Raw genomic sequence first — 25,617 nt, 5'->3', positions numbered from 1 at the left:
TTTAGATCTGAACCTTAGCTGTAAGCATAATCATAGAATTATCATAACCTAGCGTTCTGATGACTTCCTGATTGTCGTTGGGACCGATATAAAACGAGTCAGTATCCTTATTAGAATTCAATGTATCTAACTGATATTTAATTGCAAAATTCACTGACGGCGTGTAGTCATAGCTCATAGTTACGCTAAATACACCCCTTTTATCATGGCGATCCTTGTTCTGTTTTTTATAGTCCTCCATGGTGTATGCATAGTCGAGGAGGGTAGAAAAGCGATTACCCAACCAAAAATGCTGGTAAGAAATCCCATATTCAGTAACTAAAATATAGCCACCAACTTCCGACGGGTCTTTAATACTTTGCGACGAACGCGCGGTGAAAACAGACTGCTGTAACGGTTTCCACTCTCCTTTTACATCCCAGTTTAGACCATTAAAATCATGCGAGTTTGGATCGTTTTCAAATGTTTTGTATAACCATGAAATATTCATGTCGACATTCGTTTTACCCGTCAACTGCGATTTCAGGCCGTAAAGCAAATAGTATTCATTACTGTCTTTTTCTGAGTTGTTATCGTAATGACGCTGGTTAGTAATAAAGCTATAGCGAAAACGTGTTCTCGACGTGTACTGGTCAAATATCTCCGCAACCAGGCTATTCTCATGCCATTCCTGCTGCTGAATGTAGGTATAAAATTCTTTACTGGTATCCTGAACATACGACGTATTACCGAACGTCAGCTTTTTATATAACAACGCCAGTTCCGCTTTACCGCGCCCATCCGGCGCGCCGTAGCTGTAGCGCAGTTCGCTGTTGATAAAATTGGTCGTCAGTGGAGATTTAATCCCATACTGGCGAAACTGACTCGGCAAAAAGCCCTCAGTAATATCGCGACCACGATCTTCATGCCCAAGCGAATCTTCCAGATTTAGGGTTAAGCCGTGCATTCGCCCGTAACGCCAGGCACCGTTAAAACGGAAAAAATGATCGTTGTAGTTATCCGCAGAATCGCTGGAGTAGTGGCGATAATCCCCCGAATACATCAGCAAATACGTATCCTGACCGCGCTCGCCGATCATACTCAGCACGGGCGCAGCACTCTGAAAGGCGGAACCTTTCGCATCGCGGTTATGTGGCTGATATGTCACGTTATCATCATAACCATAATCCACAGCAACCTTGCCCTGGAAGTCGATCCCCGCAAAGCCAATGTGTGATTTCGGTGTCAGATCAGCCCATGCGGACTGCGATATCACGATCCCGGTAATAACGAGTATTTTAGTATGCATTCTTACCGACAAATCCTTTGAAAATAGTTTTAATAATAATTTTTATATCCAACCATAATGACCAGTTTTGAATATATTCAATGTCATACTGGACACGTTTTTCCATCTTATAGAGCGCATCGATTTCCCCACGAAACCCATTAATCTGCGCGAGACCGGTGATCCCTGGCTTCACTTTATGGCGGATCATGTAATTTTCGACCTGCTTACGGTACTGCTCGTTATGCGTAACTGCATGCGGTCTGGGACCGACAATCGACATACTTCCCTGCAACACATTAATAAATTGCGGCAGTTCATCGAGCGAGGTGCGACGTAAAAAACTACCGAATTTCGTCACCCGTGGATCGTTCTTCGTAGCCTGAATAACGGTGTCAGAATTCTCCATCACCCGCATTGAGCGAAACTTCCAGACCTTAATTTTTTGCCCACTCAGACCATAGCGGTCTTGTTTGAAAAATACCGGGCCGCGCGAGGTGAGTTTGATCCCAATGGCGATGACTAGCATCAGTGAGGAGATCATCACCATAATGAGACTCCCGAGTACCAGATCTTCAGTCCGCTTAATAAACGATCCTGCACCTTCAAACGGCGAGCTAAAAATGCCGATGGTTTGCAGGTTGTGGATCGAGCGCAGCTTGGACATATTGTTACTGTAGGTATAAAAGTCAGGCACAATATAGGTATCGACCGTGGTATCAGACATCATCGCCAAAAAATGACGAATGCGCTGTAACGCCACCATCGGTAGCGCAATATAGATCTCATCTATATTCCCATTTTTGGCTTCTTCAACTAAATTAATGACCGAGCCGCGAAAGGGGCTTTTTATTTTATCAACCACATCGCCACAACGATCTGGACTGCGCTCATCATAAAATGCCAGGTCTAACTTGATGTTGCCGTATTCCGTAGTCAACGCATTTTCCGCCGCCAGACCATTCTCGGTCAGGCCAATAACGGCAACGCGAATATGTTTCTTGGCTGAGTATTTAAAAAGAAAAAAACGAATAAAATAAAGGACAGGTAGTGGAATAAAATACCAAATGACAATAGCTGAACAAAAAGGCGGATCCAGTGCATTCAGATCCCCCAGCGACTGAGGATCCGCAATGGTCGTACGAACCCACTCATTACAGAAAATGGCCAGTAGCGTACACGCCAGCAGTCTCTTTTGGTTGCGCAAGCTAATGGTTTTGATCTTCTGCTGGTACATTTTGGTGTATTCAGCAAACAACAAAAACAGAAGTGAGAAGATCACACTGAGGATTACAATCGTCGAAAACGGCAGCATGCCTAGCAGTTTGGCGCTAAAAATTAGAGTAAAATTGATGACAAGGAAATCGACCAGTTTTATATAAACTGGATATCCTTGACTGCTAATCTTTAGCGAATTTTTAAGCATATCTCAGCCTATTATCGATTGATTTTAATTATTTTTTTATCGCTTGATATGGCTAATTATATCACAAGCTCAAAAATCGCAATGTCGGAGTGTCAGCAAATGTAATTACTAGTATTACAAATTGTGACTACAGTCTCATGAAAAATTCATACCCACTTGATTTAATTGAATATTATTTTCATGACCATTTGATTTTTATTATTAGAAATATATGATTATCTACAACGGATATATTATTGACAGATAACCATTCGTCGACTAGCAAAATAGGTTATGCCTGATTATTTTTAGCTGCTTTAACCCGCGACGCATAAAAACCGCACCCGCACGCTTAACCCTCCCAGAGTTTCACTGCGCGACAGTTGTGGGTGCGTGCGGTGCAGGCGAGCAATATCATTGACCAGCGCCAGCCCAATCCCCGCCCCGGGAACATTGTCCACATTATCCAGGCGATGAAACGGTAACAGCGCCTGATGCACCCGATCGTCATCAATACCGGGGCCACTGTCTTCAACCACCAGCACCACGCTTTCTCCCTCGCGCAGCAGGCGGGCGGTGACCATCCCCTGTGCAGGCGTGTATTTCAGCGCATTATCCAGCAGATTCCCGCACAGCTCGCCGAGCAGAACATCATCCCCTTCAATCCACACCGCCTCTTGTTCCCCTTCATAGCCGAGATCGATGGCTTTGCTACGCGCCTGCGCCAGGCGGGTAAAACAGCTGGTTTGCACCACCTCAAACAGATTGACCGGTGAAAAGTGTCTTTCTCCCTGCTCTTTGCGCTTCACGGCAGAAAGCTGTAACAATCGCTCCGTCAATTGAATGGTGCTGTCGAGCGTAGTGCTCATGGCCTGTAAACTCTCATACCACTGCTGCGGCTGCGGGCTAGCAAGGGCTACCGCAGCCTGCGTTTTTAGCACCGCCAGCGGGGTTTTTAACTGATGAGAAGCATCTGCGCTAAACCGTTCCTGGCGCGATATCAGTGCGCGTAGCCGGTCAATGTAGCGATTGAAGGCCACGATCAGCAAACGAGTTTCCGACCACGGCAGCAACTCCGGCAGTGGCGTCAGCAGCCCCGGCTCGCGGCGTACCATCAATGATGACAGCTGGCGCATCGGGCGTAATACCCGTCGCAGCAGCCAACCGACCAGCACCAGCGTCAGCAGTACCAGCAGCCCCTGGGATACCCAGGATGAGAACAGCAGCTGTCGCGCCAGATAGCGTCGTGATTGCAGCGTTTCGGCGACATAAATCTCCGCCATACCGACAATCCCGCCTTCATTCACCGGCTGGAGCAGGCGTGCCACGCGAATAGCCTCCCCGCGATATTCAGTATGATAAAACCACGCCAGCGCCGGGTATAGCCGGGTGCGCGAGGTGGAAGGCGGCATCGCCGGCAAATCGTCATAGCCAGAAATGACCTTCCCCGTCGGATCCACCACCTTGTAGTACAGCCGATCGTTCATGTTCAGCTCAAAGCTGTCCAGTACCACCCACGGTACGTTGACTTCCAGGCGTTTATTGCGCACCACCAGCCGCTCGGATACCGTTCTCGCCGATGAGAGCAGCGTCCGGTCATACGCCTGGGTCGCTGCCTGCAGGGCACTGACATAGCTGTTAAACGCCGACAGCCCCCACAGCAGTAGCAGCGGTAAGCCAAGGAACATCAGCAGTTGCAGATACAGCGACTGCGGCTTAACCCACTTCATCACTGCGCTCCAGCACATAGCCCAGGCCGCGCAGGGTCGCGATACGCACGTCGCTGCCGTTCAGTTTTTTACGCAAACGGTGGATGTAAAGTTCAATACTTTCGGGGCTGACTTCATCGCTCAGGCTGAAGACCTGTTCAAACAACTGCTGGCGCGAGACCGGACGCAACCGTCGGTACATCAGCACCGTCAGCAGCGCCTGTTCGCGCGGCGTCAGCGCCAGCGGTTGTCCCTGCAGCAGAAAATAACCCTCATCATGAAACGCCAGCTCACCGAGTTGCTGTATACCCTGCACTTGCCCCGCGCTACGCCGCAGCAGCGCCCGCAGCCTGGCATCCAGCTCTTCAAGCTCAAACGGTTTTGCCAGGTAATCATCCGCACCGGCGTTAAGCCCTTTTACCCGATCCGCCACCGCACTACGTGCTGTCAGCAGCAAAACGGGAAGTGTTTGCCCGCGCTTACGCAGCCGCTGAACCACCTCAAGACCGTCCAGCCCAGGCATATTGATGTCCAGCACCGCCAGCGCATAGGTTTCACTGTGTAACAGGTGATCGGCCGCCAGACCATCAAACACGCAGTCAACGGCAAAACCGTTTTGCACCAGCGCTTTCTCCAGCCAGTGAGCGAGCTCACGGTTATCTTCCGCTAATAAGAGACGCATATCACATCCTGTAAAGTTTCTGCCGCATTGAAAGGGAATTGAAAGGTTAATGTTTTAACAATCACGCAACCGAACTGCTACACATCGGCTCACATAATCACAAAAATAATCTTCCGTACCCGAAATCCGGTCATCCGGCGTGAGGATAAATAATGAAAAAACAATTACTTCGTACCCTTACTGCAAGCATGTTACTGATGAGTACCTCTGTTCTGGCGGAACAAGCGCCTTCACGCACCGAATGTATCGCCCCGGCAAAACCCGGCGGCGGTTTTGACCTCACCTGTAAGCTGATTCAGGTGAGCATGATGGAAACCGGCGCCATCGAAAAACCGATGCGCGTGACCTATATGCCTGGCGGCGTCGGGGCGGTCGCCTATAACGCCATCGTCGCCCAACGCCCTGCCGAAGCAGGCACCGTGGTGGCCTTCTCCGGCGGGTCGCTGCTGAACCTGTCGCAGGGTAAATTTGGCCGTTATGGCGTCGACGATGTGCGCTGGCTGGCAAGCGTCGGCACCGACTACGGCATGATTGCCGTGCGCAACGATGCCCCATGGAAAACGCTGAAAGACCTGCTGACGGCCATGGAGAAAGATCCCAACAGCGTAGTGATTGGCGCCGGTGCCTCTATTGGCAGTCAGGACTGGATGAAGTCGGCGCTGCTGGCGCAAAAAGCCAACGTCGATCCGCATAAGATGCGTTACGTGGCGTTTGAGGGCGGCGGTGAACCGGTCACGGCGCTGATGGGCAATCACGTGCAGGTGGTCTCCGGCGATCTCAGCGAGATGGTGCCCTACCTCAACGGCGACAAAATCCGCGTCCTGGCGGTGTTCTCCGACCAGCGTTTACCGGGTCAGTTAGCCAATGTGCCCACCGCCAAAGAGCAGGGATATGACCTCGTGTGGCCGATTATCCGCGGCTTCTACGTCGGACCCAAAGTCAGCGACGCCGAGTATCAATGGTGGGTGGACGCCTTTGCCAAACTCCAACAAACCGATGAATTTAAAAAGCAACGCGATCTTCGCGGTCTGTTTGAATTCAACATGAGTGGGCAACAACTCGACGCCTACGTGAAGAAGCAGGTCACCGATTATCGTGAGCAGGCAAAAGCCTTCGGTCTGGCTAAATAAGCGCAGGGGCAACAATGATGAGCGATCGTATTTTTGCGGGTATCTGGCTGTTGCTCTGTATAGCCGGGCTGTTCGTGGCCTGGCAAATAACCAGCGAATACAGCTATGAGCCGGTCGGCCCGCGTCCCTTTCCGCTGGGCATTATCGGCCTGATGTTGCTGTGCGCCGTGGCGTTACTCCTGCGCCACCCGGACACCATCAGTTGGCCTCGTCGCCACGTACTGCAAAAGCTGCTGACGATGGTGATTATTCTGTTTATGTACGCCTGGGGATTCGAGTGGCTGGGCTTTCCCATTGCCACCGCCATTCTCACCGTGGTGATTGGCCTGCTGTTCGGAGCCACCATCCCGGCGGCGGGTATTTCCGGGTCGGTTCTTGGCATTCTGCTGTGGTATGCCTTCGATCGGCTGCTTGACGTCACCTTACCTCTCGGCGCCTGGCTGAGTTAACGGAGAAACGATGGATACCTGGATATATCTTTCTCAGGGTTTTGCGGTGGCGATGACGCCTGAAAACCTGGTCATTGCGCTGATCGGCTGTTTTGTTGGCACCATTGTCGGGCTGTTGCCGGGGCTAGGCCCCATTAACGGTGTGGCGATCCTGCTGCCGCTGGCTTTTGCGTTGCACCTGCCCGCAGAGTCCGCACTGATCCTGCTGGCGACCGTTTACATCGGCTGCGAATACGGCGGGCGAATCTCGTCGATTTTGCTGAACGTGCCCGGCGATGCCGCCGCTATTATGACCGCCCTCGACGGCTACCCGATGGCGCAGCAAGGACGCGGCGGCGTGGCTCTCTCTATCTCGGCGGTCAGCTCTTTCTTTGGCTCGCTGATCGCCATCGGCGGCATCATTCTGTTTGCTCCGGCACTGGCTCAATGGTCGCTGGCCTTCGGTCCGGCAGAATACTTTGCCTTAATGGTCTTCGCCATTGCTTGCCTCGGCAGCATGATGGCGCAAAACCCGCTGAAATCCTTTCTGGCAGCGCTGATCGGTCTTGGCCTTGCGACCGTCGGCGTAGACGCCAACACCGGGGTATATCGCTTCACCTTTGACAGTGTCCATCTCTCCGACGGCGTGCAGTTTATCGTGGTGGTGATTGGGCTGTTCTCTGTCTCAGAAATCCTGTTAATGCTGGAACATACCAGCAGCGGTCAGGCGCTGGTACGTAAAACCGGCCGCATGATGTTCAACGCCAAAGAAGGTGCGCAATGCGTGGGCGCGACGCTGCGCTCGTCGGTGATAGGCTTTTTTGTCGGCGTGTTGCCTGGCGCCGGGGCGACCATCGCCAGCGCCATCACCTACATGACCGAGAAAAAGCTCAGCGGTAACAGCGACAGCTTCGGTAAAGGGGATATTCGCGGCGTTGCCGCACCGGAGGCTGCAAATAACGCCTCGGCCTGCGGCTCGTTTATTCCGATGCTGACGCTCGGCGTGCCTGGCTCCGGCACCACGGCGGTGATGATGGGCGCGCTGACGCTGTACAACATCACCCCGGGCCCGGCAATGTTTACCGAGCAACCGGACATCGTCTGGGGATTGATTGCGGCACTGCTGATTGCCAACGTGATGCTGCTGGTGATGAACATCCCGCTGATCGGTCTGTTTACCCGCATGTTGACCATCCCGCTGTGGTTTTTGGTGCCGGCCATCGCTGCGGTCTCCGCTGTCGGTGTGTACGCGGTACACAGTACGACGTTCGATCTGGTGCTGATGGTCGGGCTCGGCGTCTTCGGCTACATTTTGCGTAAAATGCACTTCCCGATGTCGCCGTTGATTTTGGGCTTTGTACTGGGCGAAATGCTGGAGCAGAACCTGCGCCGCGCGCTGTCGATCAGCAACGGCAGTATGGATATTCTGTGGGCCAGCGGCGTGGCAAAAGTCCTGCTGGCGATGGCGGTGATGGTTATCGTGATCCCACCGGTGCTGCGCCTGATCCGCAAGCGCAACCGCAAACCGCAGGTGGATATCGGCTAATAATAGGCCGGATGGGGCGCTGACGCGTCTAGTCCGGCCTACAATAGCTACCTCCCGTAGGCCGGATTAGCGCAACGCCATCCGGCATTTTTATTTTCAGCGTAACCCCTGCGTGCCTTCCAGCATATGCTCGACAAACTGCGTCAGTTTCGGCAAGGGGCGTAAATCCTGACGCCACAGCAGATGAATCGGTCGCGGCTGTGGCGTAAAGCCCTCCAGCACTCGAGCCAGTTTGCCGCTGGCAAGCTCGTCCGCCAGCAACACTTCCGGCTGCAACAGCAACCCCGCGCCCGCCACCGCCGCCATGCGCAGACCGTGACCATCGTTACAGCGCAGGATCGCATCGCGTTTCCATCTGACTTCACCTTCCATACCCGGCAACGTCCATTCGTTACGCGCCGTCCACACCGTGTGGGACAAGCACAGATGGTCCACCAGATCTGCAGGCGTCCGGGGCGTACCGTAACGCGCCAGATAGTCCGCTGACGCGCAGATCGCCATACGGTACGGGCACAGATATTTCGCCACCACATCTGTCTGGTGAATATCACCAATGCGGATCGCCAGATCGACCCCCTCGTTCACCAAATCCACCATCCGGTTAGTCAGATCCAGTTCAATACGCACCTCGGGCCAGCGTTGTAAAAAAGCCGCGGCCAGCGGCGAAACGACACAGGCGCCAAAAGACGTGGGCGCGCTGATGCGCAGCGTCCCCGCCGGTGCCAACCGCAGTCGTTCCACCGAGCGTTCGGCTATCGACACCTGTTCCAGCACCCGCCGGGCTTCCTCAACATAGACGCGCCCGGCGTCGGTCAGACTTTGCCGACGGGTGTTGCGCTCCAGTAACCGTGTACCGAGCTGCGCTTCCAGCAGTGCGATATATTTCCCTACCATCACCGCCGACATTTCCAGCCGCGTTGCCGCCCCGGTAAAGCTGCCGCTTTCCACCACGGCGATAAACGTTTCCATGCCGCGAAGCTTATCCATATTACAAACCTCTGGTTAGTAATCATCTAACTTTTAGCCAGTTTATCCGATTTCATTTTCATTAAAGAATAGCGGCTCACACAATTGCGGAGGTGGTTATGAAAATCGTCATTATTGGTGCCAGCGGTACCGTCGGCCGCGCAGTCGCAGAAGAACTGGGTCGCAAACATGAGATTGTTCGCGTGGGCCGCACGCAGGGTGATTACCAGGTCGATATCACCTCACAGCACAGCGTGCAGGCGCTGTTTGAAAAAATCGGTCGGGTAGATGCCATCGTTTCCGCCACCGGTAGCCTGTTCTTTGGCCCCCTGTCGACCATGACCGACGGCGAGTTTAATCAGGGGTTGCAGGATAAGTTACTAGGCCAGGTGCGGCTGGCATTGACCGGGCAGCATTACCTCAACGAGGGCGGCTCGATTACGCTGATTAGCGGCATTATCGCCCATGAGCCGATTGCGCAAGGGGCCAGCGCGGCAACGGTCAACGCCGGACTGGAAGGGTTTGTACGCGCCGCAGCCTGCGAATTAGGGCGCGGCATACGCATTAACCTGATAAGCCCCACCGTGCTGAGTGAATCCGCTGCGGCGTATGACGGTTTCTTCCCCGGCTTTGAAAGCGTCCCCGCCACCACGGTCGCTAACGCCTATCGCCGCAGCGTCGAAGGCATTCAAACCGGTCGTATTTACAAAGTCGGCTACTGATATTGTGGCTGTCGCGGCGCTCCGCCAGCGGCAGCCTGATTAACCCTCTGTTTTAAAAGATCCTTCTCCGTATTTCCTCCCGCTACACGTAATTACCCTCACCTTTTATGATGTTAAATATTTGTTGTTTTTGATCACAAATAATAAACAAACAAGTTCATTCTGTGCGCGTTTTCCAAAAATGTAGATATTTTTAATTTATGGCTACGAAACGAGCAGCGCCATGTCTCCCTGACAATCTACTGAGAGGATCGATTCTGATGAACGCACTGACTGCCGTACAACCGAACGCTGAAGATCCAGCCCAGCACTACCGTGGCTTCACGCTGAAACCGTCAGCCCAGTCACCACGCCTGCTGGAGCTGACGTTTTCTGCCCAAACCGCTGAGCAATTTCTGCAGGCCGTGGCGCAATGGCCGGTGCAGGCGCTGGAATACAAATCCTTCCTGCGCTTCAAAGTGGCAAACATCCTCGACGACTTGTGCGGCAATCAGCTGCAACCGTTGCTGCTAAAAACGCTGCTGGATCGCGCCGAAGGTGCATTGCTGATCAACGCGGAAGGTGTCGATGACGTGGCGCAGGCAGAGGAGATGGTCAAACTGGCAACGGCAGTGGCGCATCTGATCGGCCGCTCCAACTTTGATGCGATGAGCGGTCAGTACTACGCGCGTTTCGTGGTGAAAAACGTCGATAACTCCGACAGCTACCTGCGCCAGCCACACCGCGTGATGGAGCTGCATAACGACGGCACCTACCTCGAAGAGATCACCGACTACGTGCTGATGATGAAAATCGATGAGCAGAACATGACCGGCGGCAATTCGCTGCTGCTGCACCTCGACGACTGGGAACATCTGGAGAACTACTTCCCCCATCCGCTGGCCCGCCGCCCAATGCGTTTTGCCGCGCCGCCAAGCAAAAACGTCAGCCAGGACGTGTTTCATCCGGTGTTTGACGTCGACCAGCAGGGTCGCCCGGTAATGCGCTACATCGACCAGTTCGTCCAGCCAAAAGATTATGAAGAGGGTGTCTGGCTAAGCGCGCTCTCCGATGCGCTGGAGACCAGCAAAAGCATCCTGTCCGTTCCGGTTTCGGTCGGTAAATTCCTGCTGATCAACAACCTGTTCTGGCTGCACGGGCGCGATCGCTTCACGTCGCATCCGGACCTGCGCCGCGAACTGATGCGCCAGCGTGGTTACTTTGCCTACGCTACAAACCACTACCAGACGCATCAGTAAGCGCGAAGGAATTAAGCGGATGTATGATTTTATGATTATTGGCGGCGGCATTATCGGCATGTCGACCGCCATGCAGCTGATTGATGTCTACCCGGACGCCAGAATTGCGCTGCTGGAAAAAGAGTCCGGTCCGGCCTGTCATCAGACGGGCCACAACAGCGGAGTGATCCATGCCGGGGTCTATTACACCCCCGGCAGCCTGAAGGCGAAGTTTTGTCTGGCCGGCAATCTCGCCACCAAAGCCTTTTGCGATCAAAACGGCATCCGCTATGACGTCTGTGGAAAGATGCTGGTCGCCACCTCAACGCTTGAAATGGAGCGTATGCGCGCCCTGTGGGATCGCACCGCCGCCAACGGTCTTGAGCGCGAATGGCTCAATGCCGAAGAACTGCACGAGCGCGAGCCTAACATCACCGGGCTGGGCGGGATTTTTGTGCCATCAAGCGGGATCGTCAGCTACCGCGACGTCACCGCCGCGATGGCGAGAATTTTCCAGGCCAAAGGCGGTGAGATTGTTTACAACGCCGAAGTCAGCGGCCTGAAAGAACACGCTGCGGGCGTTATCGTACACACCCGCCAGGGCCAGGAGTATGAGGGTGCTACGCTGATTAGCTGCTCCGGGTTGATGGCTGACCGACTGGTGAAAATGCTCGGCGTTGAGCCGGGCTTTATCATCTGTCCGTTTCGCGGGGAATACTTCCGTCTGGCGCCGGAACATAACCACATCGTCAACCACCTGATCTACCCGATCCCCGATCCGGCAATGCCGTTTCTCGGCGTACATCTCACCCGCATGATTGACGGCAGCGTCACGGTCGGCCCCAACGCGGTGCTGGCGTTTAAGCGTGAAGGCTATCGTAAACGTGATATTTCGTTGAGTGACACGCTGGAAATCCTCGGCTCTTCCGGCATCCGTCGGGTGCTGCAAAACAATTTACGTTCCGGCTTAAGCGAGATGAAAAACTCGCTGTGCAAAAGCGGCTACCTGCGCCGGGTACAAAAATACTGCCCGAGCCTGACGCTAAAAGACCTGCAGCCCTGGCCTGCGGGCGTGCGGGCACAAGCGGTATCGCCGGATGGCAAACTGATTGACGACTTCCTGTTTGTCACCACGCCGCGTTCGATTCACACCTGCAACGCGCCTTCTCCGGCGGCGACGTCTGCTCTCCCCATCGGGGCGCATATCGTCAGCAAAGTTCATGCGCTACTGGAAAACCAGAGCAATCCCGGACGCACGCTGCGTGCGGCACGTAGCGTGGAGACATTACACGCCGCCTTTACCCGTTAACCCTTTTACGACAGGACGCTATTATGCAACTTAACGATCCCACCTTATTTCGCCAGCAGGCGCTGATTGACGGCCACTGGCGCGACGCCAACGGCGGCGAAACTATCGCGGTGACCAATCCCGCCAACGGTCAGCAATTGGGTAGCGTACCGAAAATGGGCGCGGATGAAACCCGTGAAGCCATTGAGGCAGCTAACCGTGCACTGCCTGCCTGGCGTGCGCTAACCGCCAAAGAGCGGGCGACGATTCTGCGCCGCTGGTTCAACCTGATGATTGAGCACCAGGACGATCTCGCCCGCCTGATGACACTCGAACAAGGTAAGCCGCTGGCGGAAGCCAAAGGCGAAATCACCTATGCCGCCTCCTTTATTGAATGGTTTGCCGAGGAAGGTAAACGCATTTATGGCGACACCATTCCCGGCCATCAGGCCGATAAACGCCTGATCGTCATTAAGCAGCCCATTGGTGTCACCGCCGCAATTACGCCGTGGAACTTCCCGTCGGCAATGATCACCCGCAAAGCCGGTCCGGCGCTGGCCGCAGGCTGCACCATGGTGCTTAAACCCGCCAGCCAGACGCCGTTCTCCGCGCTGGCGCTGGCAGAACTGGCTAACCGCGCCGGGATCCCGGCAGGCGTCTTCAGCGTAGTCACCGGTTCGGCGGGCGCGGTCGGCAATGAGCTCACCAGCAACCCGCTGGTGCGCAAGCTGTCGTTTACCGGCTCCACTGAAATTGGTCGTCAGCTCATGCAGCAGTGTGCCAAAGACATCAAAAAAGTGTCGCTGGAACTGGGCGGCAACGCGCCGTTTATCGTTTTTGACGATGCCGATCTCGACAAAGCGGTCGAAGGCGCGCTGGCCTCGAAGTTCCGCAATGCCGGGCAGACCTGCGTCTGCGCCAACCGTCTGTATGTGCAGGATGGCGTGTATGAGCGCTTTGCCGAAAAACTTCAGCAAGCCGTAAGCAAGCTGCACCTTGGCGACGGCCTGCAACCTGACGTCACCACCGGACCGCTGATCGATGAAAAGGCCGTCGCCAAAGTAGAGGAACACATTGCCGACGCACTGGATAAAGGCGCCCGGATTATCAGCGGCGGTAAGGCTCACGCGCTGGGCGGTAATTTCTTCCAGCCAACCATCCTGGTCGACGTGCCCAACCATGCCAAAGTTGCCAAAGAAGAGACGTTCGGCCCGCTGGCACCGCTGTTCCGCTTTAAAGACGAAGCTGACGTCATCGCGCAGGCCAACGATACCGAGTTCGGCCTTGCCGCCTATTTCTACGCCCGTGATTTGAGCCGCGTCTTCCGCGTCGGTGAAGCGCTGGAGTACGGCATTGTCGGCATTAACACCGGCATTATCTCCAACGAAGTCGCTCCCTTTGGTGGCATCAAAGCCTCCGGTCTTGGCCGTGAAGGATCGAAATACGGCATCGAAGACTATTTAGAAATCAAATACATGTGTATCGGCCTTTAATAAAACAATACTGGAGAACACCTGATGAGCACCAATAAAGAACTCATGCAACGTCGTAGCAACGCAGTTCCACGTGGCGTAGGACAGATCCACCCGATTTTTGCCGAACGTGCAGAAAACTGCCGGGTCTGGGACGTTGAAGGGCGTGAATTCCTTGATTTTGCTGGCGGCATCGCGGTGCTGAACACCGGCCACCTGCACCCACAGATTGTCTCTGCGGTAGAAGCGCAGTTGAAAAAGCTGTCGCATACCTGCTTCCAGGTACTGGCCTACGAGCCGTACCTCGAACTGTGTGAAATCATGAACCAAAAGGTGCCGGGCGATTTCGCCAAGAAAACCCTGCTGGTGACCACCGGCTCCGAAGCGGTGGAGAACGCGGTAAAAATTGCCCGCGCCGCCACCAAACGCAGCGGTACCATTGCCTTTAGCGGCGCTTACCATGGCCGAACCCACTACACCCTGTCGCTAACCGGAAAGGTAAACCCTTACTCTGCCGGTATGGGGCTGATGCCGGGCCACGTTTATCGCGCCCTGTATCCTTGTGCGCTGCATGACATCAGCGAAGACGATGCCATCGCCAGTATCCACCGCATCTTCAAAAACGATGCCGCACCGGAAGACATTGCCGCCATCGTCATTGAACCTATCCAGGGCGAAGGCGGTTTCTATGCCGCCTCCCCTGCCTTTATGCAGCGCCTGCGCGCCATTTGTGACGAGCATGGGATCATGCTGATTGCCGATGAAGTCCAGAGCGGCGCGGGCCGTACCGGCACACTGTTCGCGATGGAACAAATGGGCGTCGCGCCGGATATCACCACGTTCGCCAAATCAATTGCCGGCGGCTTCCCGCTGGCGGGCGTAACCGGACGCGCCGAGGTGATGGACGCGATCCCACCGGGCGGTCTGGGCGGCACCTATGCCGGGAACCCGATTGCCTGTGCCGCCGCGCTGGCGGTGCTGAACATCTTCGAGCAGGAAAATCTGCTGCAAAAAGCCAATGACCTCGGCAACACCCTGCGCAACGGCCTGCTGGCGATTGCCGAAACCCACCGTGAGATTGGTGACGTACGTGGCCTGGGGGCGATGATTGCGATTGAACTGTTTGAAGACGGCGATCGCCATAAGCCTAATGCGAAATTGACCGCCGAAATTGTCGCCCGCGCCCGTGATAAAGGGCTGATCCTGCTCTCCTGCGGACCGTACTACAACGTGCTGCGCATCCTCGTTCCACTGACCATTGAAGACGGGCAAATCCGCCAGGGGCTGGACATCATCGCCGAGTGTTTTGCCGAGGCGAAGCAAGGCTAAACCCCGTATCTGAGCGGGGATTGTAGGCCGGATAAAGCGCATGCGCCGCCTCCGGCAATATTGTGATGCCCGGTAGCGCTCCGCTTACCGGGCCTACGGGTAAGGTGCAGGAAGCAACGTCAATAACAATAACGAGGTTAAAAGATGGGGCAAGTGTCACAATCACATGATTTAGGGGGCGGGCTGAAATCACGCCACGTCACCATGTTGTCTATTGCCGGGGTTATCGGCGCCAGCCTGTTTGTCGGTTCAAGCGTAGCGATTGCAGAAGCCGGTCCTGCGGTGCTACTGGCCTATCTGTTCGCCGGGTTACTGGTGGTGATGATTATGCGCATGCTGGCCGAAATGGCCGTCGCCACGCCGGATACCGGATCGTTTTCCACCTATGCCGATAAGGCCATCGGCCCGTGGGCTGGGTATACCATTGGCTGGCTGTACTGGTGGTTCTGGGTGCTGGTTATTCCGCTGGAAGCCAACATTGCCGCCATCATTCTGCATTCCTGGATCCCGGGCGTGCCCATCTGGTTATTTTCCCTGGTTATCACGCTGGCGTTAACCGGCAGTAATTTGCTGAGCGTCAAAAATTACGGCGAGTTTGAGTTCTGGCTGGCACTGTGCAAAGTGATTGCCATCCTGGCATTTATTGCCCTCGGGGCGGCGGCGATTAGTGGGTTTTATCCCTACGCCGAGGTCAGCGGAGTATCAAGGCTATGGGATCAGGGCGGTTTTATGCCCAACGGTTTTGGCGCAGTGCTGAGCGCGATGCTGATCACCATGTTCTCTTTTATGGGCGCAGAAATTGTCACCATTGCTGCCGCCGAGTCCGACACGCCGGATAAACACATCGTGCGCGCCACGAACTCGGTCATCTGGCGTATCTCCATTTTCTATCTGTGTTCCATTTTTGTGGTGGTCGCGCTAATCCCCTGGAATATGCCGGGGCTGAAAGAGGTGGGCTCTTACCGCTCGGTGCTGGAGTTACTGCATATCCCGCACGCTAAGCTGATCATGGACTGTGTCATTTTGCTGTCAGTCACCAGCTGTCTGAACTCAGCGCTGTATACCTCCTCCCGTATGCTGTATTCCCTGAGCCGTCGCGGTGATGCCCCGGCCTTTATGGGTAAACTCAACCGCAGCAAAACGCCTTATGTCGCCGTGCTACTCTCTACCGGGGCGGCGTTTCTCACCGTGATCGTGAATTATTACGCACCGGCAAAAGTGTTTAAATTTCTCATCGACAGCTCTGGTGCCATCGCGCTGCTGGTCTATCTGGTCATTGCTGTTTCCCAACTGCGGATGCGCAAAATCCTGCTGGCGGAAGGTGCAGATATCAAGATGAAAATGTGGCTCTATCCGTGGCTGACGTGGCTGGTGATCGGTTTTATTGGCTTTGTACTGGTGGCGATGCTGTTTCGTCCGGCACAACAGCTGGAAGTCATCTCAACCGGGCTGCTCGCCATCGCGATCATTTGCACCGTGCCGATTATGGCGCGCTGGAAAAAACTGCTATCGTGGCAAAAAGCACCGTTGCACAGTACGCGCTAAACCTGTTGCCGGCGCAGGCCGGGACACCTTTTCAGGAGTAAGACCATGACCGCCATTTCCCAACCGACGGCCATTGATGGATACCGCTGGCTCAAGAACGACATTATCCGCGGGGTGTTTCAGCCCGATGAAAAATTGCGAATGAGTCTGCTGACGTCACGCTATGAACTCGGCGTAGGACCGTTGCGCGAGGCGCTTTCGCAGCTGGTGGCGGAGCGACTGGTCACGGTGGTCAATCAGAAAGGGTATCGTGTGGCGTCAATGTCTGAGCAGGAGCTGCTGGATATTTTTGACGCCCGCGCCAATATGGAAGCCATGCTGGTCAGTCTGGCTATCGAACGCGGCGACGACGCCTGGGAAGCGGAAATTCTGGCGCGCGCGCATATGCTTAGCAAACTGGAAGCCGTTGATGCCAGCGAAGAGATGCTGGATGAATGGGATCAGCGCCATCAGGCGTTTCATACGGCGATTGTTGCCGGCTGTGGGTCGCAGTATCTGCTGCAAATGCGTGAACGGCTGTTCTCTCTGGCGGCGCGCTACCGGTTTATCTGGCTGCATAAAACGGTGCTGTCGGTGGAAATGCTGGAAGATAAACACGATCAGCATCAGACGCTGACCGACGCAATTCTGGCGCGCGATGCCGTACGCGCCAGTGAATTAATGCGCCAGCACCTGCTGACGCCGATTCCGATTATTCAGCAGGCGATGTCCGGCAAACTGCTGGCAGAAAAAGTTTAATCGCGGGTCTGTACCCAGAAAGCGTGGATCAGACCTGGGATATAGCCCAGCAGCGTCAGCACAATATTGAGGATAAACGCCCAGCCAAAACCTTTGCCCAGCAGCACGCCAAGCGGAGGTAAAATGATCGTTAAAACTATTCTCCAGAACCCCATACACACTCCCTACAAGCAAAAAATTAATCATTGTTTAGAAAGAGATTTTATCTCTAAGAATAATCAGTGTAGCTAACTCCACCCGTCTCGCCCTGCTGTTTTACCCTCCTTTACGCTCTTGACGCTGGCGTAAGCTGTCTCTTTATTTTAGATTATGCTTAATTTAGCAATTACTTAAATAAATATGACTGAACTCGAACAACTCCAGGCCAGCGCTGAACAGGCCGCCGGCTTGCTAAAAGCAATGAGCAACCCGAAGCGGTTGCTCATTTTGTGCATGCTTTGCGGGTCGCCGGGCACCAGCGCGGGTGAGCTCGCACGGATCACCGGACTCAGCCCCTCTGCCACCTCCCAGCATCTGGCGCGGATGCGCGAAGAAGGATTAATAGACCGCCAACGTGATGCCCAGCGCATTCTCTACTTCATCAAAAATGCGGCGGTGAATTCCCTCATCGCCACATTAAAAACACTGTATTGCCCGTAAGGAGCCAACATGACCATTGGGACGATTTCCCCGCGCGAGGCGCAGACGCTGTTAGCGCAAGGAGCCAAACTGATTGATATTCGTGATGCCGATGAGTATCTGCGCGAACATATTCCGCAGGCGCATCTGGCACCGTTGTCCGCGCTCGACCAGGGGTTATTGCCGGATAACTTACGCGCTGATCGCATTATTTTTCACTGCCAGTCGGGTAAGCGCACACAAAATGCGGCCACAAAACTGAGTGCAATTGCTGCACCAGCCCAGTGCTGGCTGCTTGAGGGGGGAATCGACGCCTGGAAGGCAGCAGGTTTGCCGGTCGTAGAAGATAAATCACAGCCGTTACCGCTGATGCGCCAGGTGCAGATTGCCGCAGGCAGTCTTATCTTACTCGGCGTAGTTCTCGGTTACGCCGTTGGCAGCGCCTTCTTTCTGCTCAGCGGCTTTGTCGGCGCGGGGCTTATCCTGGCAGGCGTTACCGGCTTCTGCGGCATGGCGCGGCTGCTGGATAAAATGCCCTGGAATCGGCGTACTCATTAAGCGGTAATCAGTGAAACAGCGCTGTACCCGCCGATGGCCCTGATCTATGGTGGGTTTTGCCATCAAGAACGGAGGACAGCATGTTTAAACCCGGCGATCTGGTTCAACCGCGTATGGGCGGACCAAAATTGAAAGTTGTTGAAGTAAATGACGAGCAGATTGTGGCCGTGCAGGCCAGTAATGAAAGCGGTGAAAAATTCACCCTGAAAGCAGCAGATGTCACCCGATATAGCGAAGACGGCGATTTTGGCGTTTGCTGAAAATAAGCGGTGAGACACTCTCACCGCCTTGCTAATTAGATCAAAAAATCATCGAGTGATTTACCGGCAGCCAGCGCCTGCGCAATAGGTTTTGGCGTGCGGCCTTGTCCAGTCCAGGTTTTCACTTCACCATTGAGATCGGTAAAACGATATTTTGCCGGGCGCGGCTGACGTTTTTTAACTGCTCGCGACGTCACCGTCGTCATGCTTAGCAACTCTTCTGGCTCAATCCCATCTGCTTTCATCAGCGCCAGCAGCGTATTAATTTTTTCCTGCTGTTCTGCACGCTGGCGCTGTAACTGTTCTTCCTCGTCACGTCGTTCTTTGGTGACCACCCTGAATTTTTCCAGCATATCTTCCAGTACATCGACCGGAAATTCACGAGCCATTGCACGCAGCGAGCGGATATTATTTAAGTTTTTTAACATTGAACTCATATTAATAAAACCTCTTTAACGCATAAAGCAAAAATGGTATTACAGCAAAAATTATATTCGATTGATTATTCTATTTCCAGCCCCTGTCGATCTCGAGCTATTAATCAAAACGTTACCTTAATATTTATCACCCCATCGCAGGGGCATCCTGCAATGCAATTTTGTAATGACCCGATAATAAAAATAAATATGTCGGCGTAATATTCAAAAACATCTAGAAAAGTTCGTAAAAAAACCAGAAAAACAAATCAATATAACATAATGATTTGAAAGACATTTAATCAACATGACAACGAAAATGCCAAAACGAACAAAAAACAGACCATTGCAGAGCATTTTATCGACAAAAAGACAATAAATAAAAATTTTAAGCTAGTTGATAGTTATTATGCAGGCAGATATCCTATTGAAACGCGAAAGCAGCAAAACAAATCACTAGCAACAAGGTATACGATACCTTTTTACCTCTTCTTACAAGGAGCATTAACATGTTCTCTCCGCAGTCACGCTTGCGTCATGCTGTAGCAGACACGTTCGCGATGGTTGTTTACTGTTCTGTCGTGAACATGTTGATTGAAGTATTCCTTTCCGGAATGACCTTTGAGCAGTCGCTCTCTTCCCGACTGGTGGCGATTCCTGTCAACATTCTGATCGCCTGGCCTTACGGTATGTACCGCGATCTGTTTATGCGTGCGGCGCGTAAAGCCACACCGGCGGGATGGGCAAAAAATCTGGCGGATGTGCTGGCATACGTGACCTTCCAGTCACCGGTGTATGTGGTCATTCTGCTCACGGTTGGCGCAGACTGGCACCAGATCACGGCGGCCGTCAGTTCCAACATCGTGGTTTCAATGTTGATGGGTGCAGTGTACGGCTACTTCCTTGATTATTGCCGCCGCCTGTTTAAAGTCAGCAGCTATCATCAGGCGAAAGCCTAAACGTCTCTTCGCGACTGGCCCCGCCAGTCGCGTCTTTAGTTTGTACTCACGTCACCAAACAACCCATTTAAATAACGTTCCAGCGCAATACGCGAGCTGAAGCCGTGTGGAATACCATAATGTTCATGGGTTTCTCCGGCTAAATAAAGCGGGAATTGCTGATAGTGATCGCAGGTTTTAATATCCGTTGACGGATCCGCTAACGAAGAACTTCGTTCTTTTAACGTGGGGTGGATCACTAATGCTGTGCGTCCCATACGCGCTTCACGATTAACATACACATAGTTTTCGCCACGTCGATAACCGTACGCTTTCTGCGTCACTACATCCACGGTAAAGCCTACTTTCTCAAGTACGCGCGCCACCTCATCGGGTCTTAAATACATATATTTTTCCTCGTTATCTTTTACCGCGGGCTTACCTTACCTGATTCAGCATTAGCAACGCTTTCAGAAAAGTCCATAAACGCATGAAGAGAGTGAGGCGGCTATCTTAAGCATGGCGCTGGATCAGGTTATTGCCAGCCGAAGTTGACGGGCGGCCTGCCGGGCCATTTCCACCGACGGGATATTGGTAAATGACAGTAATATACCGCCCTCTCCCGTTGAAGTTATTCGCCATTGGCTTAACGCCTGAACCGCCAGGCCAGCCTGATTCGCTTTGCGCACCAACGCCGTATCTTCGCCGCTCACCGATATCACCAGTTGAATTCCGCCTTGCTGAGGTACAACGGTAAAGCCGTATTCCGTCAGCGCACTTTCCATCCACTGACGCCGCTGGGCATAGTGTTGGCGCATTTTTTTCAGGTGCCGCCAGAAATGGCCATCACGAATAAAATCCGCCAGCGTTTGCTGCCATAACAGCGGCACGTGACAAGCCGTCAGCGCCGCCTGGCGGCGAAAGCGCGCGACCTCCGTCACCGGCACCACCAGCCAGGCTGTACGTAAAGCCGGAAATAATGATTTGCTGAAGGTACCGGCATAAATCACCCGCTGCGGCGCATCCAGGCTTTTTAGCGGCGGCAGCGGTTTTCCGTGGTAGCGAAACTCGCTGTCGTAGTCATCTTCAATGATCCATGCCCGCGCATGGGCGGCCCACTCCAGCAATTGGTGTCGACGGTCAAGCGAGAGAGCAACGCCCAACGGACTTTGATGGGCTGGCGTGAGGAGGGCAAAACGCGCCTGAGGGTAGTTGCGGATCCCGGCGCTCACATCCAGACCCTCGCCATCGACCGGGACGGGCAGCAGTTCAACCTGTTCCTGCGTTATAACGGGGCGGATCAGCGGAAAACCGGGATCTTCTACCCACATCCCTGCGCCGGGATTTGCCAGCGCCCGCAGGATTAAGGTCATGGAGGCCGCATAGCCCGAAGTAATAAAAATCTGCTCCGGCAGGCACTCAATACTGCGGGATATGCGCAGATAATCAACGATCGCCTGGCGTAGCAACAGTTCGCCGCTGACATCACCCAAGGCGAGATCGAAACGTGTCTGCGTGCGTAAACGCCGCCCCATCACCCGCGCCCAGACTTCGCGGGGAAAGAGATCGAGCGCCGGTAATCCCATCTGAAAAAGTTGCGGTGTAGGGTTTTCTCCGGCAAAGACCGTTGGTGCAACGGGCGAAGTGTCCAGTCGCAGTTGCTGACTGACAAACGTTCCGGCCTGCCCGCGTCGTTCCAGCCAGCCTTGCGCCACCAGATCTGCGTAGGCGTTTTCCACCGTCGAGCGTGAAACGCCCAGTTCCTGGGACCAGGTGCGGCTGGACGGCAAGCGTGTGCCAGGCTTAAGTTCCCCTTTCTCAATAGCGGTTTTTAACTGACGGGCGATTTGCTGGTAGCGTGGCATTTATGGTCTGCTTTTTTGATAACAATATGGCTCTCTTTAGCAGACCATTATAGTGATACATTGCGGGTCATCCAAACGAGGAGAAATACCATGACGATGTTACGCCAGCCCTATTATGAACTTAGCCCTGAAATCTATAATGCTCTGGTTCAGGCCAGCAAAGCGCTGGAAAACTGCGCGTTGGAGCCTACACTGACGGAGTTGATTTACCTGCGGGTCTCGCAAATCAACGGCTGCGCGTTTTGTCTGGAAATGCACAGTAAAGCCCTGCGTAAGTCTGGCGTAGAACAGGCCAAACTGGATGCGCTGGCAGGATGGCGCGTCAGCCACCATTTCAGTGATCAGGAACGCGCAGCGCTGGCATGGGCCGAATCCGTTACCCACATCGCCTCGACGCACGCCGAAGACGACGTTTATTTGCCGCTGCTGAACCATTTTAGCGCCAAAGAAATAAGCGATCTGACGTTCGCCATTAGCCTGATGAACTGCTTTAACCGTCTGGCAGTAGGCATGCGCATGTAATTCTGTGGTGCCGGATGGCGGCGGAAACACCTTATCCGGCAACCCGTAATGCTACATACCCCGCCCTCCGCCACACTCATCTCCCGGCCCCTCACCACTCTAAAATCCCATATCTTGTATGGTTGAATCTTTTATAAACTACATCTAGTATTGATTACATCACGACACACACAACCCGACGCCATTATCGCGCCGCTTTTACACCCATAAATGGAAATACGAATCATGCGTATTATTATTTACACTCGCAATAACTGTATTCAGTGCCACGCCACGAAACGGGCGATGGAAGGTCGTGGGCTTGACGTCGAGATGATCAATGTCGATCTGGCCCCCGAGCTGGCAGAAACCCTGCGCGAGCAGGGGTTTCGCCAATTACCGGTGGTGGTAGCAGGGGAAATCCGCTGGTCAGGATTTCGCCCGGACATGATCAATCGTCTGCGTCCGCAGCCCCACGTGGCCAACACATGAGCACCCTCGTCTACTTCTCCAGCAGCTCTGAAAATACCCATCGCTTTATGCAGCGTCTGGGGCTGCCCGCCGTGCGAATTCCGCTTAACGAACGCGAGCGGATCCAGGTAGACGAACCTTACATTTTAGTCGTGCCGTCTTACGGCGGTGGTGGTACGGCAGGCGCGGTCCCGCGACAGGTGATCCGCTTTTTAAACGATCCCCACAATCGGGCGTTAATTCGCGGCGTCATCGCCGCTGGCAATCGTAATTTCGGCGACGCCTACGGCCGCGCGGGTGACGTAATTTCACAAAAATGCGCCGTGCCGTGGCTCTATCGCTTTGAGCTGATGGGGACGCCAGGCGACATCGACAACGTGCGAAAAGGAGTGAGCGAATTTTGGCAACAACAACCGCAGAACGCGTAGTTCAGCCCACGCTGGATTATCACGCACTTAACGCCATGCTGAATCTGTACGATAACGCCGGGCGTATTCAGTTTGAGAAAGACCATCAGGCGGTGGACGCGTTTATGACAAATCACGTGCAGCCCAACTCGGTGGTGTTTGCCAGCCAGGACGCGCGTCTGGATACGCTGGTAAGCGAAGGTTATTACGACGAAAGCGTTTTAACCCGTTACGATCGCGCTTTCGTGGTGAAGCTGTTTGCCCACGCTCACGCCAGCGGGTTTCGCTTCCAGACCTTTCTCGGCGCATGGAAGTATTACACCAGCTATACGCTGAAAACCTTTGACGGTAAACGCTACCTCGAGGATTTTGCCGATCGCGTGACGATGGTGGCGCTGACGCTGGCACAGGGTGATGAGACGCTTGCCCTGCGACTCACCGACGATATGCTCGCCGGGCGTTTTCAGCCCGCCACGCCAACCTTCCTTAATTGCGGCAAAGCCCAGCGCGGCGAGCTGGTCTCCTGCTTCCTGTTACGTATTGAAGACAATATGGAGTCCATTGGTCGGGCGGTAAATTCGGCGCTGCAGCTTTCCAAACGCGGTGGCGGCGTGGCGTTTCTGCTCTCCAGCCTGCGCGAAGCCGGAGCACCGATTAAGCGTATTGAAAACCAGTCTTCCGGGGTGATCCCGGTGATGAAAATGCTGGAAGATGCGTTTTCGTATGCCAACCAACTGGGCGCGCGACAGGGCGCGGGTGCGGTGTATTTGCACGCGCACCACCCGGATATTCTGCGCTTTCTCGATACCAAGCGCGAAAACGCCGATGAAAAAATTCGCATTAAAACGCTGTCACTTGGCGTGGTGATCCCGGATGTTACCTTCCGTCTGGCAAAAGAGAATGCGCAGATGGCGCTGTTCTCCCCCTATGACGTGGAGCATATTTACGGGAAACCGTTTAGCGACATCGCCGTCAGCGAACGCTATGACGAGTTACTCGCCGACGCACGCGTGCGCAAGCGGTACATTAACGCCCGTGACTTCTTCCAGCGGTTGGCGGAAATCCAGTTTGAGTCCGGCTACCCCTACATCCTGTTTGAAGACACGGTGAACCGCGCCAACCCGATTGCCGGTCGCATTAACATGAGCAACCTGTGCGCGGAAATTTTGCAGGTCAACAGCCCCTCAACCTACGATGAAAACCTCGACTACGCGCAGATTGGACGCGACATCTCCTGCAATCTCGGCTCGCTGAACATTGCCCACACCATGGATTCGCCGGACTTTGGCCGCACCGTTGAAACAGCGGTTCGCGGCTTAACCGCCGTCTCCGACATGAGCCACATCCGCAGCGTTCCGTCGATTGAAGCCGGGAACAGCGCTTCGCACGCGATTGGGCTGGGGCAGATGAACCTGCATGGCTATCTGGCACGCGAAGGTATTGCCTATGGTTCAGCGGAGGGGCTGGATTTCACCAATCTCTATTTCTACACCGTCACCTGGCATGCCCTGCATACCTCCATGTTGCTGGCCAAAGAGCGTGGCCAGACCTTTGCCGGATTCAACCAGTCGCGCTACGCCAGCGGCGAGTATTTTGATCGCTATTTAAGCGGCGACTGGCAACCAAAAACCGAGAAAGTCCGCTCGCTGTTTGCCACTCGCGGCGTGACGCTGCCGACGCGTGAAATGTGGTCACTGCTGCGTGAGAATGTAATGCGCTACGGTATTTATAACCAGAATTTACAGGCGGTGCCGCCAACCGGCTCCATCTCCTACATCAACCATGCCACCTCAAGTATTCATCCGATTGTGTCTAAGGTGGAGATTCGCAAAGAGGGTAAAACGGGGCGTGTGTATTACCCTGCCCCGTTTATGACCAACGAAAATCTGGCGCTGTATCAGGATGCCTACGAGATTGGCCCGCAAAAAATCATCGATACCTACGCCGAGGCAACCAAACACGTCGATCAGGGGCTGTCGCTGACGCTGTTTTTCCCGGACACCGCCACCACCCGCGATATCAACAAAGCGCAAATCTACGCGTGGAAAAAAGGCATCAAAACGCTGTACTACATCCGACTGCGCCAGCTGGCGCTGGAAGGTACTGAAATTGAAGGCTGCGTGTCATGCGCGCTGTAAG

At 54.1% G+C, this 25,617-nt stretch carries 27 protein-coding genes; 18 read left to right on the top strand and 9 right to left on the bottom strand.

All coding sequences use genetic code 11. From position 1 onward, the window contains the following. Position 1: 1 nt before the first annotated feature. The 4 genes from IB214_RS05260 to tctD all read right to left on the bottom strand — a co-directional run bounded on the left by IB214_RS05260 (position 2) and on the right by tctD (position 5,063). Complete coding sequence (locus IB214_RS05260; RefSeq protein WP_117343205.1) at positions 2-1,288, bottom strand: outer membrane beta-barrel protein; 1,287 nt, start codon at positions 1,286-1,288, stop codon at positions 2-4. Further along, complete coding sequence (locus IB214_RS05255; RefSeq protein WP_117343204.1) at positions 1,278-2,693, bottom strand: undecaprenyl-phosphate glucose phosphotransferase; 1,416 nt, start codon at positions 2,691-2,693, stop codon at positions 1,278-1,280. The genes IB214_RS05260 and IB214_RS05255 overlap by 11 nt, the downstream gene beginning before the upstream one ends. A 296-nt stretch (positions 2,694-2,989) precedes the next feature. Then, the gene (locus IB214_RS05250) at positions 2,990-4,402 is read right to left on the bottom strand and encodes a sensor histidine kinase (protein ID WP_096756028.1); all 1,413 of its coding nucleotides are present in this window, start codon (positions 4,400-4,402) and stop codon (positions 2,990-2,992) included. Further along, the gene (gene tctD, locus IB214_RS05245; protein ID WP_115257666.1) at positions 4,389-5,063 is read right to left on the bottom strand and encodes a transcriptional regulator TctD; all 675 of its coding nucleotides are present in this window, start codon (positions 5,061-5,063) and stop codon (positions 4,389-4,391) included. Before tctD ends, IB214_RS05250 begins: the two co-directional genes overlap by 14 nt. Positions 5,064-5,215: 152 nt before the next feature. Here tctD and IB214_RS05240 point away from each other — a divergent pair, with 152 nt between their 5' ends. From IB214_RS05240 to IB214_RS05230, 3 genes are read left to right on the top strand one after another with little or no spacing between them, the layout of a single operon-like run. Next, complete coding sequence (locus IB214_RS05240; protein WP_096756026.1) at positions 5,216-6,193, top strand: tripartite tricarboxylate transporter substrate binding protein; 978 nt, start codon at positions 5,216-5,218, stop codon at positions 6,191-6,193. 14 nt (positions 6,194-6,207) lie between these two features. After that, positions 6,208-6,642 carry a tripartite tricarboxylate transporter TctB family protein gene (locus IB214_RS05235; protein WP_096756025.1) on the top strand — a complete coding sequence of 145 codons (435 nt, stop codon included), beginning with the start codon at positions 6,208-6,210 and terminating at the stop codon, positions 6,640-6,642. 10 nt (positions 6,643-6,652) lie between these two features. Continuing rightward, a complete protein-coding gene (locus IB214_RS05230) occupies positions 6,653-8,167 on the top strand; it encodes a tripartite tricarboxylate transporter permease (RefSeq protein WP_096756024.1) in 1,515 nt (504 codons plus the stop codon). 96 nt (positions 8,168-8,263) lie between these two features. On the opposite strand, the gene IB214_RS05225 is transcribed toward IB214_RS05230, so the two are convergent. After that, positions 8,264-9,154: a LysR family transcriptional regulator gene (locus IB214_RS05225; protein WP_117343203.1), complete on the bottom strand. Its 891-nt coding sequence runs from the start codon at positions 9,152-9,154 to the stop codon at positions 8,264-8,266. A gap of 98 nt (positions 9,155-9,252) precedes the next feature. Between IB214_RS05225 and IB214_RS05220 the strand changes: the two genes are divergently transcribed. The 7 genes from IB214_RS05220 (at position 9,253) to csiR (ending at position 17,444) form a co-directional block, all read left to right on the top strand. After that, positions 9,253-9,855 (top strand): short chain dehydrogenase, encoded by a 603-nt coding sequence (locus IB214_RS05220; protein ID WP_117343202.1) that lies wholly within the window; start codon positions 9,253-9,255, stop codon positions 9,853-9,855. Between the two features lie 260 nt (positions 9,856-10,115). Continuing rightward, the gene (glaH, locus tag IB214_RS05215) at positions 10,116-11,093 is read left to right on the top strand and encodes a glutarate dioxygenase GlaH (protein WP_117343201.1); all 978 of its coding nucleotides are present in this window, start codon (positions 10,116-10,118) and stop codon (positions 11,091-11,093) included. Positions 11,094-11,112: 19 nt separating this feature from the next. Further along, on the top strand, positions 11,113-12,381 hold the full coding sequence (gene lhgO, locus IB214_RS05210; RefSeq protein WP_117343200.1) for an L-2-hydroxyglutarate oxidase: 1,269 nt from the start codon (positions 11,113-11,115) through the stop codon (positions 12,379-12,381). A 23-nt stretch (positions 12,382-12,404) separates the two neighbouring features. Next, the gene (gene gabD / locus IB214_RS05205; RefSeq protein ID WP_096756019.1) at positions 12,405-13,853 is read left to right on the top strand and encodes an NADP-dependent succinate-semialdehyde dehydrogenase; all 1,449 of its coding nucleotides are present in this window, start codon (positions 12,405-12,407) and stop codon (positions 13,851-13,853) included. A 24-nt stretch (positions 13,854-13,877) separates the two neighbouring features. Continuing rightward, on the top strand, positions 13,878-15,161 hold the full coding sequence (gene gabT, locus IB214_RS05200) for a 4-aminobutyrate--2-oxoglutarate transaminase (protein ID WP_117343199.1): 1,284 nt from the start codon (positions 13,878-13,880) through the stop codon (positions 15,159-15,161). A gap of 144 nt (positions 15,162-15,305) precedes the next feature. Continuing rightward, positions 15,306-16,706 (top strand): GABA permease, encoded by a 1,401-nt coding sequence (gene gabP, locus IB214_RS05195; RefSeq protein ID WP_096756017.1) that lies wholly within the window; start codon positions 15,306-15,308, stop codon positions 16,704-16,706. Positions 16,707-16,751: 45 nt separating this feature from the next. After that, the gene (gene csiR, locus IB214_RS05190; RefSeq protein ID WP_115257660.1) at positions 16,752-17,444 is read left to right on the top strand and encodes a DNA-binding transcriptional regulator CsiR; all 693 of its coding nucleotides are present in this window, start codon (positions 16,752-16,754) and stop codon (positions 17,442-17,444) included. Here csiR and IB214_RS05185 read toward each other — a convergent pair. Continuing rightward, entirely contained in the window at positions 17,441-17,599 is a 159-nt protein-coding gene (locus tag IB214_RS05185) for a YqaE/Pmp3 family membrane protein (RefSeq protein ID WP_015585265.1), read from the bottom strand. The two genes, csiR and IB214_RS05185, sit on opposite strands and share 4 nt — an antisense overlap. Positions 17,600-17,783: 184 nt before the next feature. On the opposite strand from IB214_RS05185, the gene IB214_RS05180 reads away from it, so the two are divergent. From IB214_RS05180 to IB214_RS05170, 3 genes are all read left to right on the top strand, one after another. Then, positions 17,784-18,083: a metalloregulator ArsR/SmtB family transcription factor gene (locus IB214_RS05180; protein ID WP_115257659.1), complete on the top strand. Its 300-nt coding sequence runs from the start codon at positions 17,784-17,786 to the stop codon at positions 18,081-18,083. 9 nt (positions 18,084-18,092) lie between these two features. Further along, positions 18,093-18,620 (top strand): rhodanese family protein, encoded by a 528-nt coding sequence (locus tag IB214_RS05175; protein ID WP_115257658.1) that lies wholly within the window; start codon positions 18,093-18,095, stop codon positions 18,618-18,620. Between the two features lie 80 nt (positions 18,621-18,700). After that, the gene (locus IB214_RS05170; protein ID WP_115257657.1) at positions 18,701-18,880 is read left to right on the top strand and encodes a hypothetical protein; all 180 of its coding nucleotides are present in this window, start codon (positions 18,701-18,703) and stop codon (positions 18,878-18,880) included. 35 nt (positions 18,881-18,915) lie between these two features. On the opposite strand, the gene stpA is transcribed toward IB214_RS05170, so the two are convergent. Next, on the bottom strand, positions 18,916-19,317 hold the full coding sequence (stpA, locus tag IB214_RS05165) for a DNA-binding protein StpA (protein ID WP_115257656.1): 402 nt from the start codon (positions 19,315-19,317) through the stop codon (positions 18,916-18,918). A gap of 488 nt (positions 19,318-19,805) precedes the next feature. On the opposite strand from stpA, the gene alaE reads away from it, so the two are divergent. Beyond that, a complete protein-coding gene (gene alaE, locus IB214_RS05160; RefSeq protein WP_096756011.1) occupies positions 19,806-20,255 on the top strand; it encodes an L-alanine exporter AlaE in 450 nt (149 codons plus the stop codon). Between the two features lie 35 nt (positions 20,256-20,290). On the opposite strand, the gene IB214_RS05155 is transcribed toward alaE, so the two are convergent. Together IB214_RS05155 and IB214_RS05150 are read right to left on the bottom strand one after the other, a co-directional pair. Continuing rightward, complete coding sequence (locus IB214_RS05155; RefSeq protein WP_096756010.1) at positions 20,291-20,641, bottom strand: DUF2002 family protein; 351 nt, start codon at positions 20,639-20,641, stop codon at positions 20,291-20,293. 123 nt (positions 20,642-20,764) lie between these two features. Then, positions 20,765-22,099, bottom strand: a complete 1,335-nt coding sequence (locus tag IB214_RS05150) for a PLP-dependent aminotransferase family protein (protein WP_117343198.1) — start codon at positions 22,097-22,099, stop codon at positions 20,765-20,767. Between the two features lie 90 nt (positions 22,100-22,189). Here IB214_RS05150 and IB214_RS05145 point away from each other — a divergent pair, with 90 nt between their 5' ends. The 4 genes from IB214_RS05145 (at position 22,190) to nrdE (ending at position 25,616) form a co-directional block, all read left to right on the top strand. Then, on the top strand, positions 22,190-22,621 hold the full coding sequence (locus IB214_RS05145; protein ID WP_117343197.1) for a carboxymuconolactone decarboxylase family protein: 432 nt from the start codon (positions 22,190-22,192) through the stop codon (positions 22,619-22,621). 225 nt (positions 22,622-22,846) lie between these two features. Beyond that, complete coding sequence (gene nrdH, locus IB214_RS05140) at positions 22,847-23,092, top strand: glutaredoxin-like protein NrdH (RefSeq protein ID WP_117343196.1); 246 nt, start codon at positions 22,847-22,849, stop codon at positions 23,090-23,092. Further along, positions 23,089-23,499 (top strand): class Ib ribonucleoside-diphosphate reductase assembly flavoprotein NrdI, encoded by a 411-nt coding sequence (nrdI, locus tag IB214_RS05135; RefSeq protein WP_115257653.1) that lies wholly within the window; start codon positions 23,089-23,091, stop codon positions 23,497-23,499. The genes nrdH and nrdI overlap by 4 nt, the downstream gene beginning before the upstream one ends. Beyond that, complete coding sequence (gene nrdE / locus IB214_RS05130) at positions 23,472-25,616, top strand: class 1b ribonucleoside-diphosphate reductase subunit alpha (RefSeq protein WP_117343195.1); 2,145 nt, start codon at positions 23,472-23,474, stop codon at positions 25,614-25,616. Before nrdI ends, nrdE begins: the two co-directional genes overlap by 28 nt. Position 25,617 lies beyond the last annotated feature (1 nt).

The organism is Citrobacter sp. C1, from assembly GCF_014596895.2.
In the GTDB taxonomy this organism is placed as follows: Bacteria; Pseudomonadota; Gammaproteobacteria; order Enterobacterales; family Enterobacteriaceae; genus Citrobacter; species Citrobacter gillenii.
Note: the sequence above shows the minus strand (reverse complement) of the source record. Positions and strands in the feature narration are given on the sequence as shown.

What these genes read in the sequence shown, in the direction of transcription:
- IB214_RS05250 (WP_096756028.1), bottom strand. Translation starts at nt 4,402, where the DNA reads ATGAAGTGGGTTAAGCCGCAGTCGCTGTATCTGCAACTGCTGATGTTC.
- IB214_RS05175 (WP_115257658.1), top strand. Translation starts at nt 18,093, where the DNA reads ATGACCATTGGGACGATTTCCCCGCGCGAGGCGCAGACGCTGTTAGCG.
- IB214_RS05155 (WP_096756010.1), bottom strand. Translation starts at nt 20,641, where the DNA reads ATGTATTTAAGACCCGATGAGGTGGCGCGCGTACTTGAGAAAGTAGGC.
- csiR (WP_115257660.1), top strand. Translation starts at nt 16,752, where the DNA reads ATGACCGCCATTTCCCAACCGACGGCCATTGATGGATACCGCTGGCTC.
- IB214_RS05145 (WP_117343197.1), top strand. Translation starts at nt 22,190, where the DNA reads ATGACGATGTTACGCCAGCCCTATTATGAACTTAGCCCTGAAATCTAT.
- IB214_RS05220 (WP_117343202.1), top strand. Translation starts at nt 9,253, where the DNA reads ATGAAAATCGTCATTATTGGTGCCAGCGGTACCGTCGGCCGCGCAGTC.
- IB214_RS05180 (WP_115257659.1), top strand. Translation starts at nt 17,784, where the DNA reads ATGACTGAACTCGAACAACTCCAGGCCAGCGCTGAACAGGCCGCCGGC.
- IB214_RS05255 (WP_117343204.1), bottom strand. Translation starts at nt 2,693, where the DNA reads ATGCTTAAAAATTCGCTAAAGATTAGCAGTCAAGGATATCCAGTTTAT.
- tctD (WP_115257666.1), bottom strand. Translation starts at nt 5,063, where the DNA reads ATGCGTCTCTTATTAGCGGAAGATAACCGTGAGCTCGCTCACTGGCTG.
- gabD (WP_096756019.1), top strand. Translation starts at nt 12,405, where the DNA reads ATGCAACTTAACGATCCCACCTTATTTCGCCAGCAGGCGCTGATTGAC.
- IB214_RS05235 (WP_096756025.1), top strand. Translation starts at nt 6,208, where the DNA reads ATGATGAGCGATCGTATTTTTGCGGGTATCTGGCTGTTGCTCTGTATA.
- IB214_RS05230 (WP_096756024.1), top strand. Translation starts at nt 6,653, where the DNA reads ATGGATACCTGGATATATCTTTCTCAGGGTTTTGCGGTGGCGATGACG.
- IB214_RS05240 (WP_096756026.1), top strand. Translation starts at nt 5,216, where the DNA reads ATGAAAAAACAATTACTTCGTACCCTTACTGCAAGCATGTTACTGATG.
- IB214_RS05170 (WP_115257657.1), top strand. Translation starts at nt 18,701, where the DNA reads ATGTTTAAACCCGGCGATCTGGTTCAACCGCGTATGGGCGGACCAAAA.
- IB214_RS05225 (WP_117343203.1), bottom strand. Translation starts at nt 9,154, where the DNA reads ATGGATAAGCTTCGCGGCATGGAAACGTTTATCGCCGTGGTGGAAAGC.
- IB214_RS05185 (WP_015585265.1), bottom strand. Translation starts at nt 17,599, where the DNA reads ATGGGGTTCTGGAGAATAGTTTTAACGATCATTTTACCTCCGCTTGGC.
- nrdH (WP_117343196.1), top strand. Translation starts at nt 22,847, where the DNA reads ATGCGTATTATTATTTACACTCGCAATAACTGTATTCAGTGCCACGCC.
- gabT (WP_117343199.1), top strand. Translation starts at nt 13,878, where the DNA reads ATGAGCACCAATAAAGAACTCATGCAACGTCGTAGCAACGCAGTTCCA.
- lhgO (WP_117343200.1), top strand. Translation starts at nt 11,113, where the DNA reads ATGTATGATTTTATGATTATTGGCGGCGGCATTATCGGCATGTCGACC.
- gabP (WP_096756017.1), top strand. Translation starts at nt 15,306, where the DNA reads ATGGGGCAAGTGTCACAATCACATGATTTAGGGGGCGGGCTGAAATCA.
- glaH (WP_117343201.1), top strand. Translation starts at nt 10,116, where the DNA reads ATGAACGCACTGACTGCCGTACAACCGAACGCTGAAGATCCAGCCCAG.
- IB214_RS05150 (WP_117343198.1), bottom strand. Translation starts at nt 22,099, where the DNA reads ATGCCACGCTACCAGCAAATCGCCCGTCAGTTAAAAACCGCTATTGAG.
- stpA (WP_115257656.1), bottom strand. Translation starts at nt 19,317, where the DNA reads ATGAGTTCAATGTTAAAAAACTTAAATAATATCCGCTCGCTGCGTGCA.
- nrdI (WP_115257653.1), top strand. Translation starts at nt 23,089, where the DNA reads ATGAGCACCCTCGTCTACTTCTCCAGCAGCTCTGAAAATACCCATCGC.
- IB214_RS05260 (WP_117343205.1), bottom strand. Translation starts at nt 1,288, where the DNA reads ATGCATACTAAAATACTCGTTATTACCGGGATCGTGATATCGCAGTCC.
- alaE (WP_096756011.1), top strand. Translation starts at nt 19,806, where the DNA reads ATGTTCTCTCCGCAGTCACGCTTGCGTCATGCTGTAGCAGACACGTTC.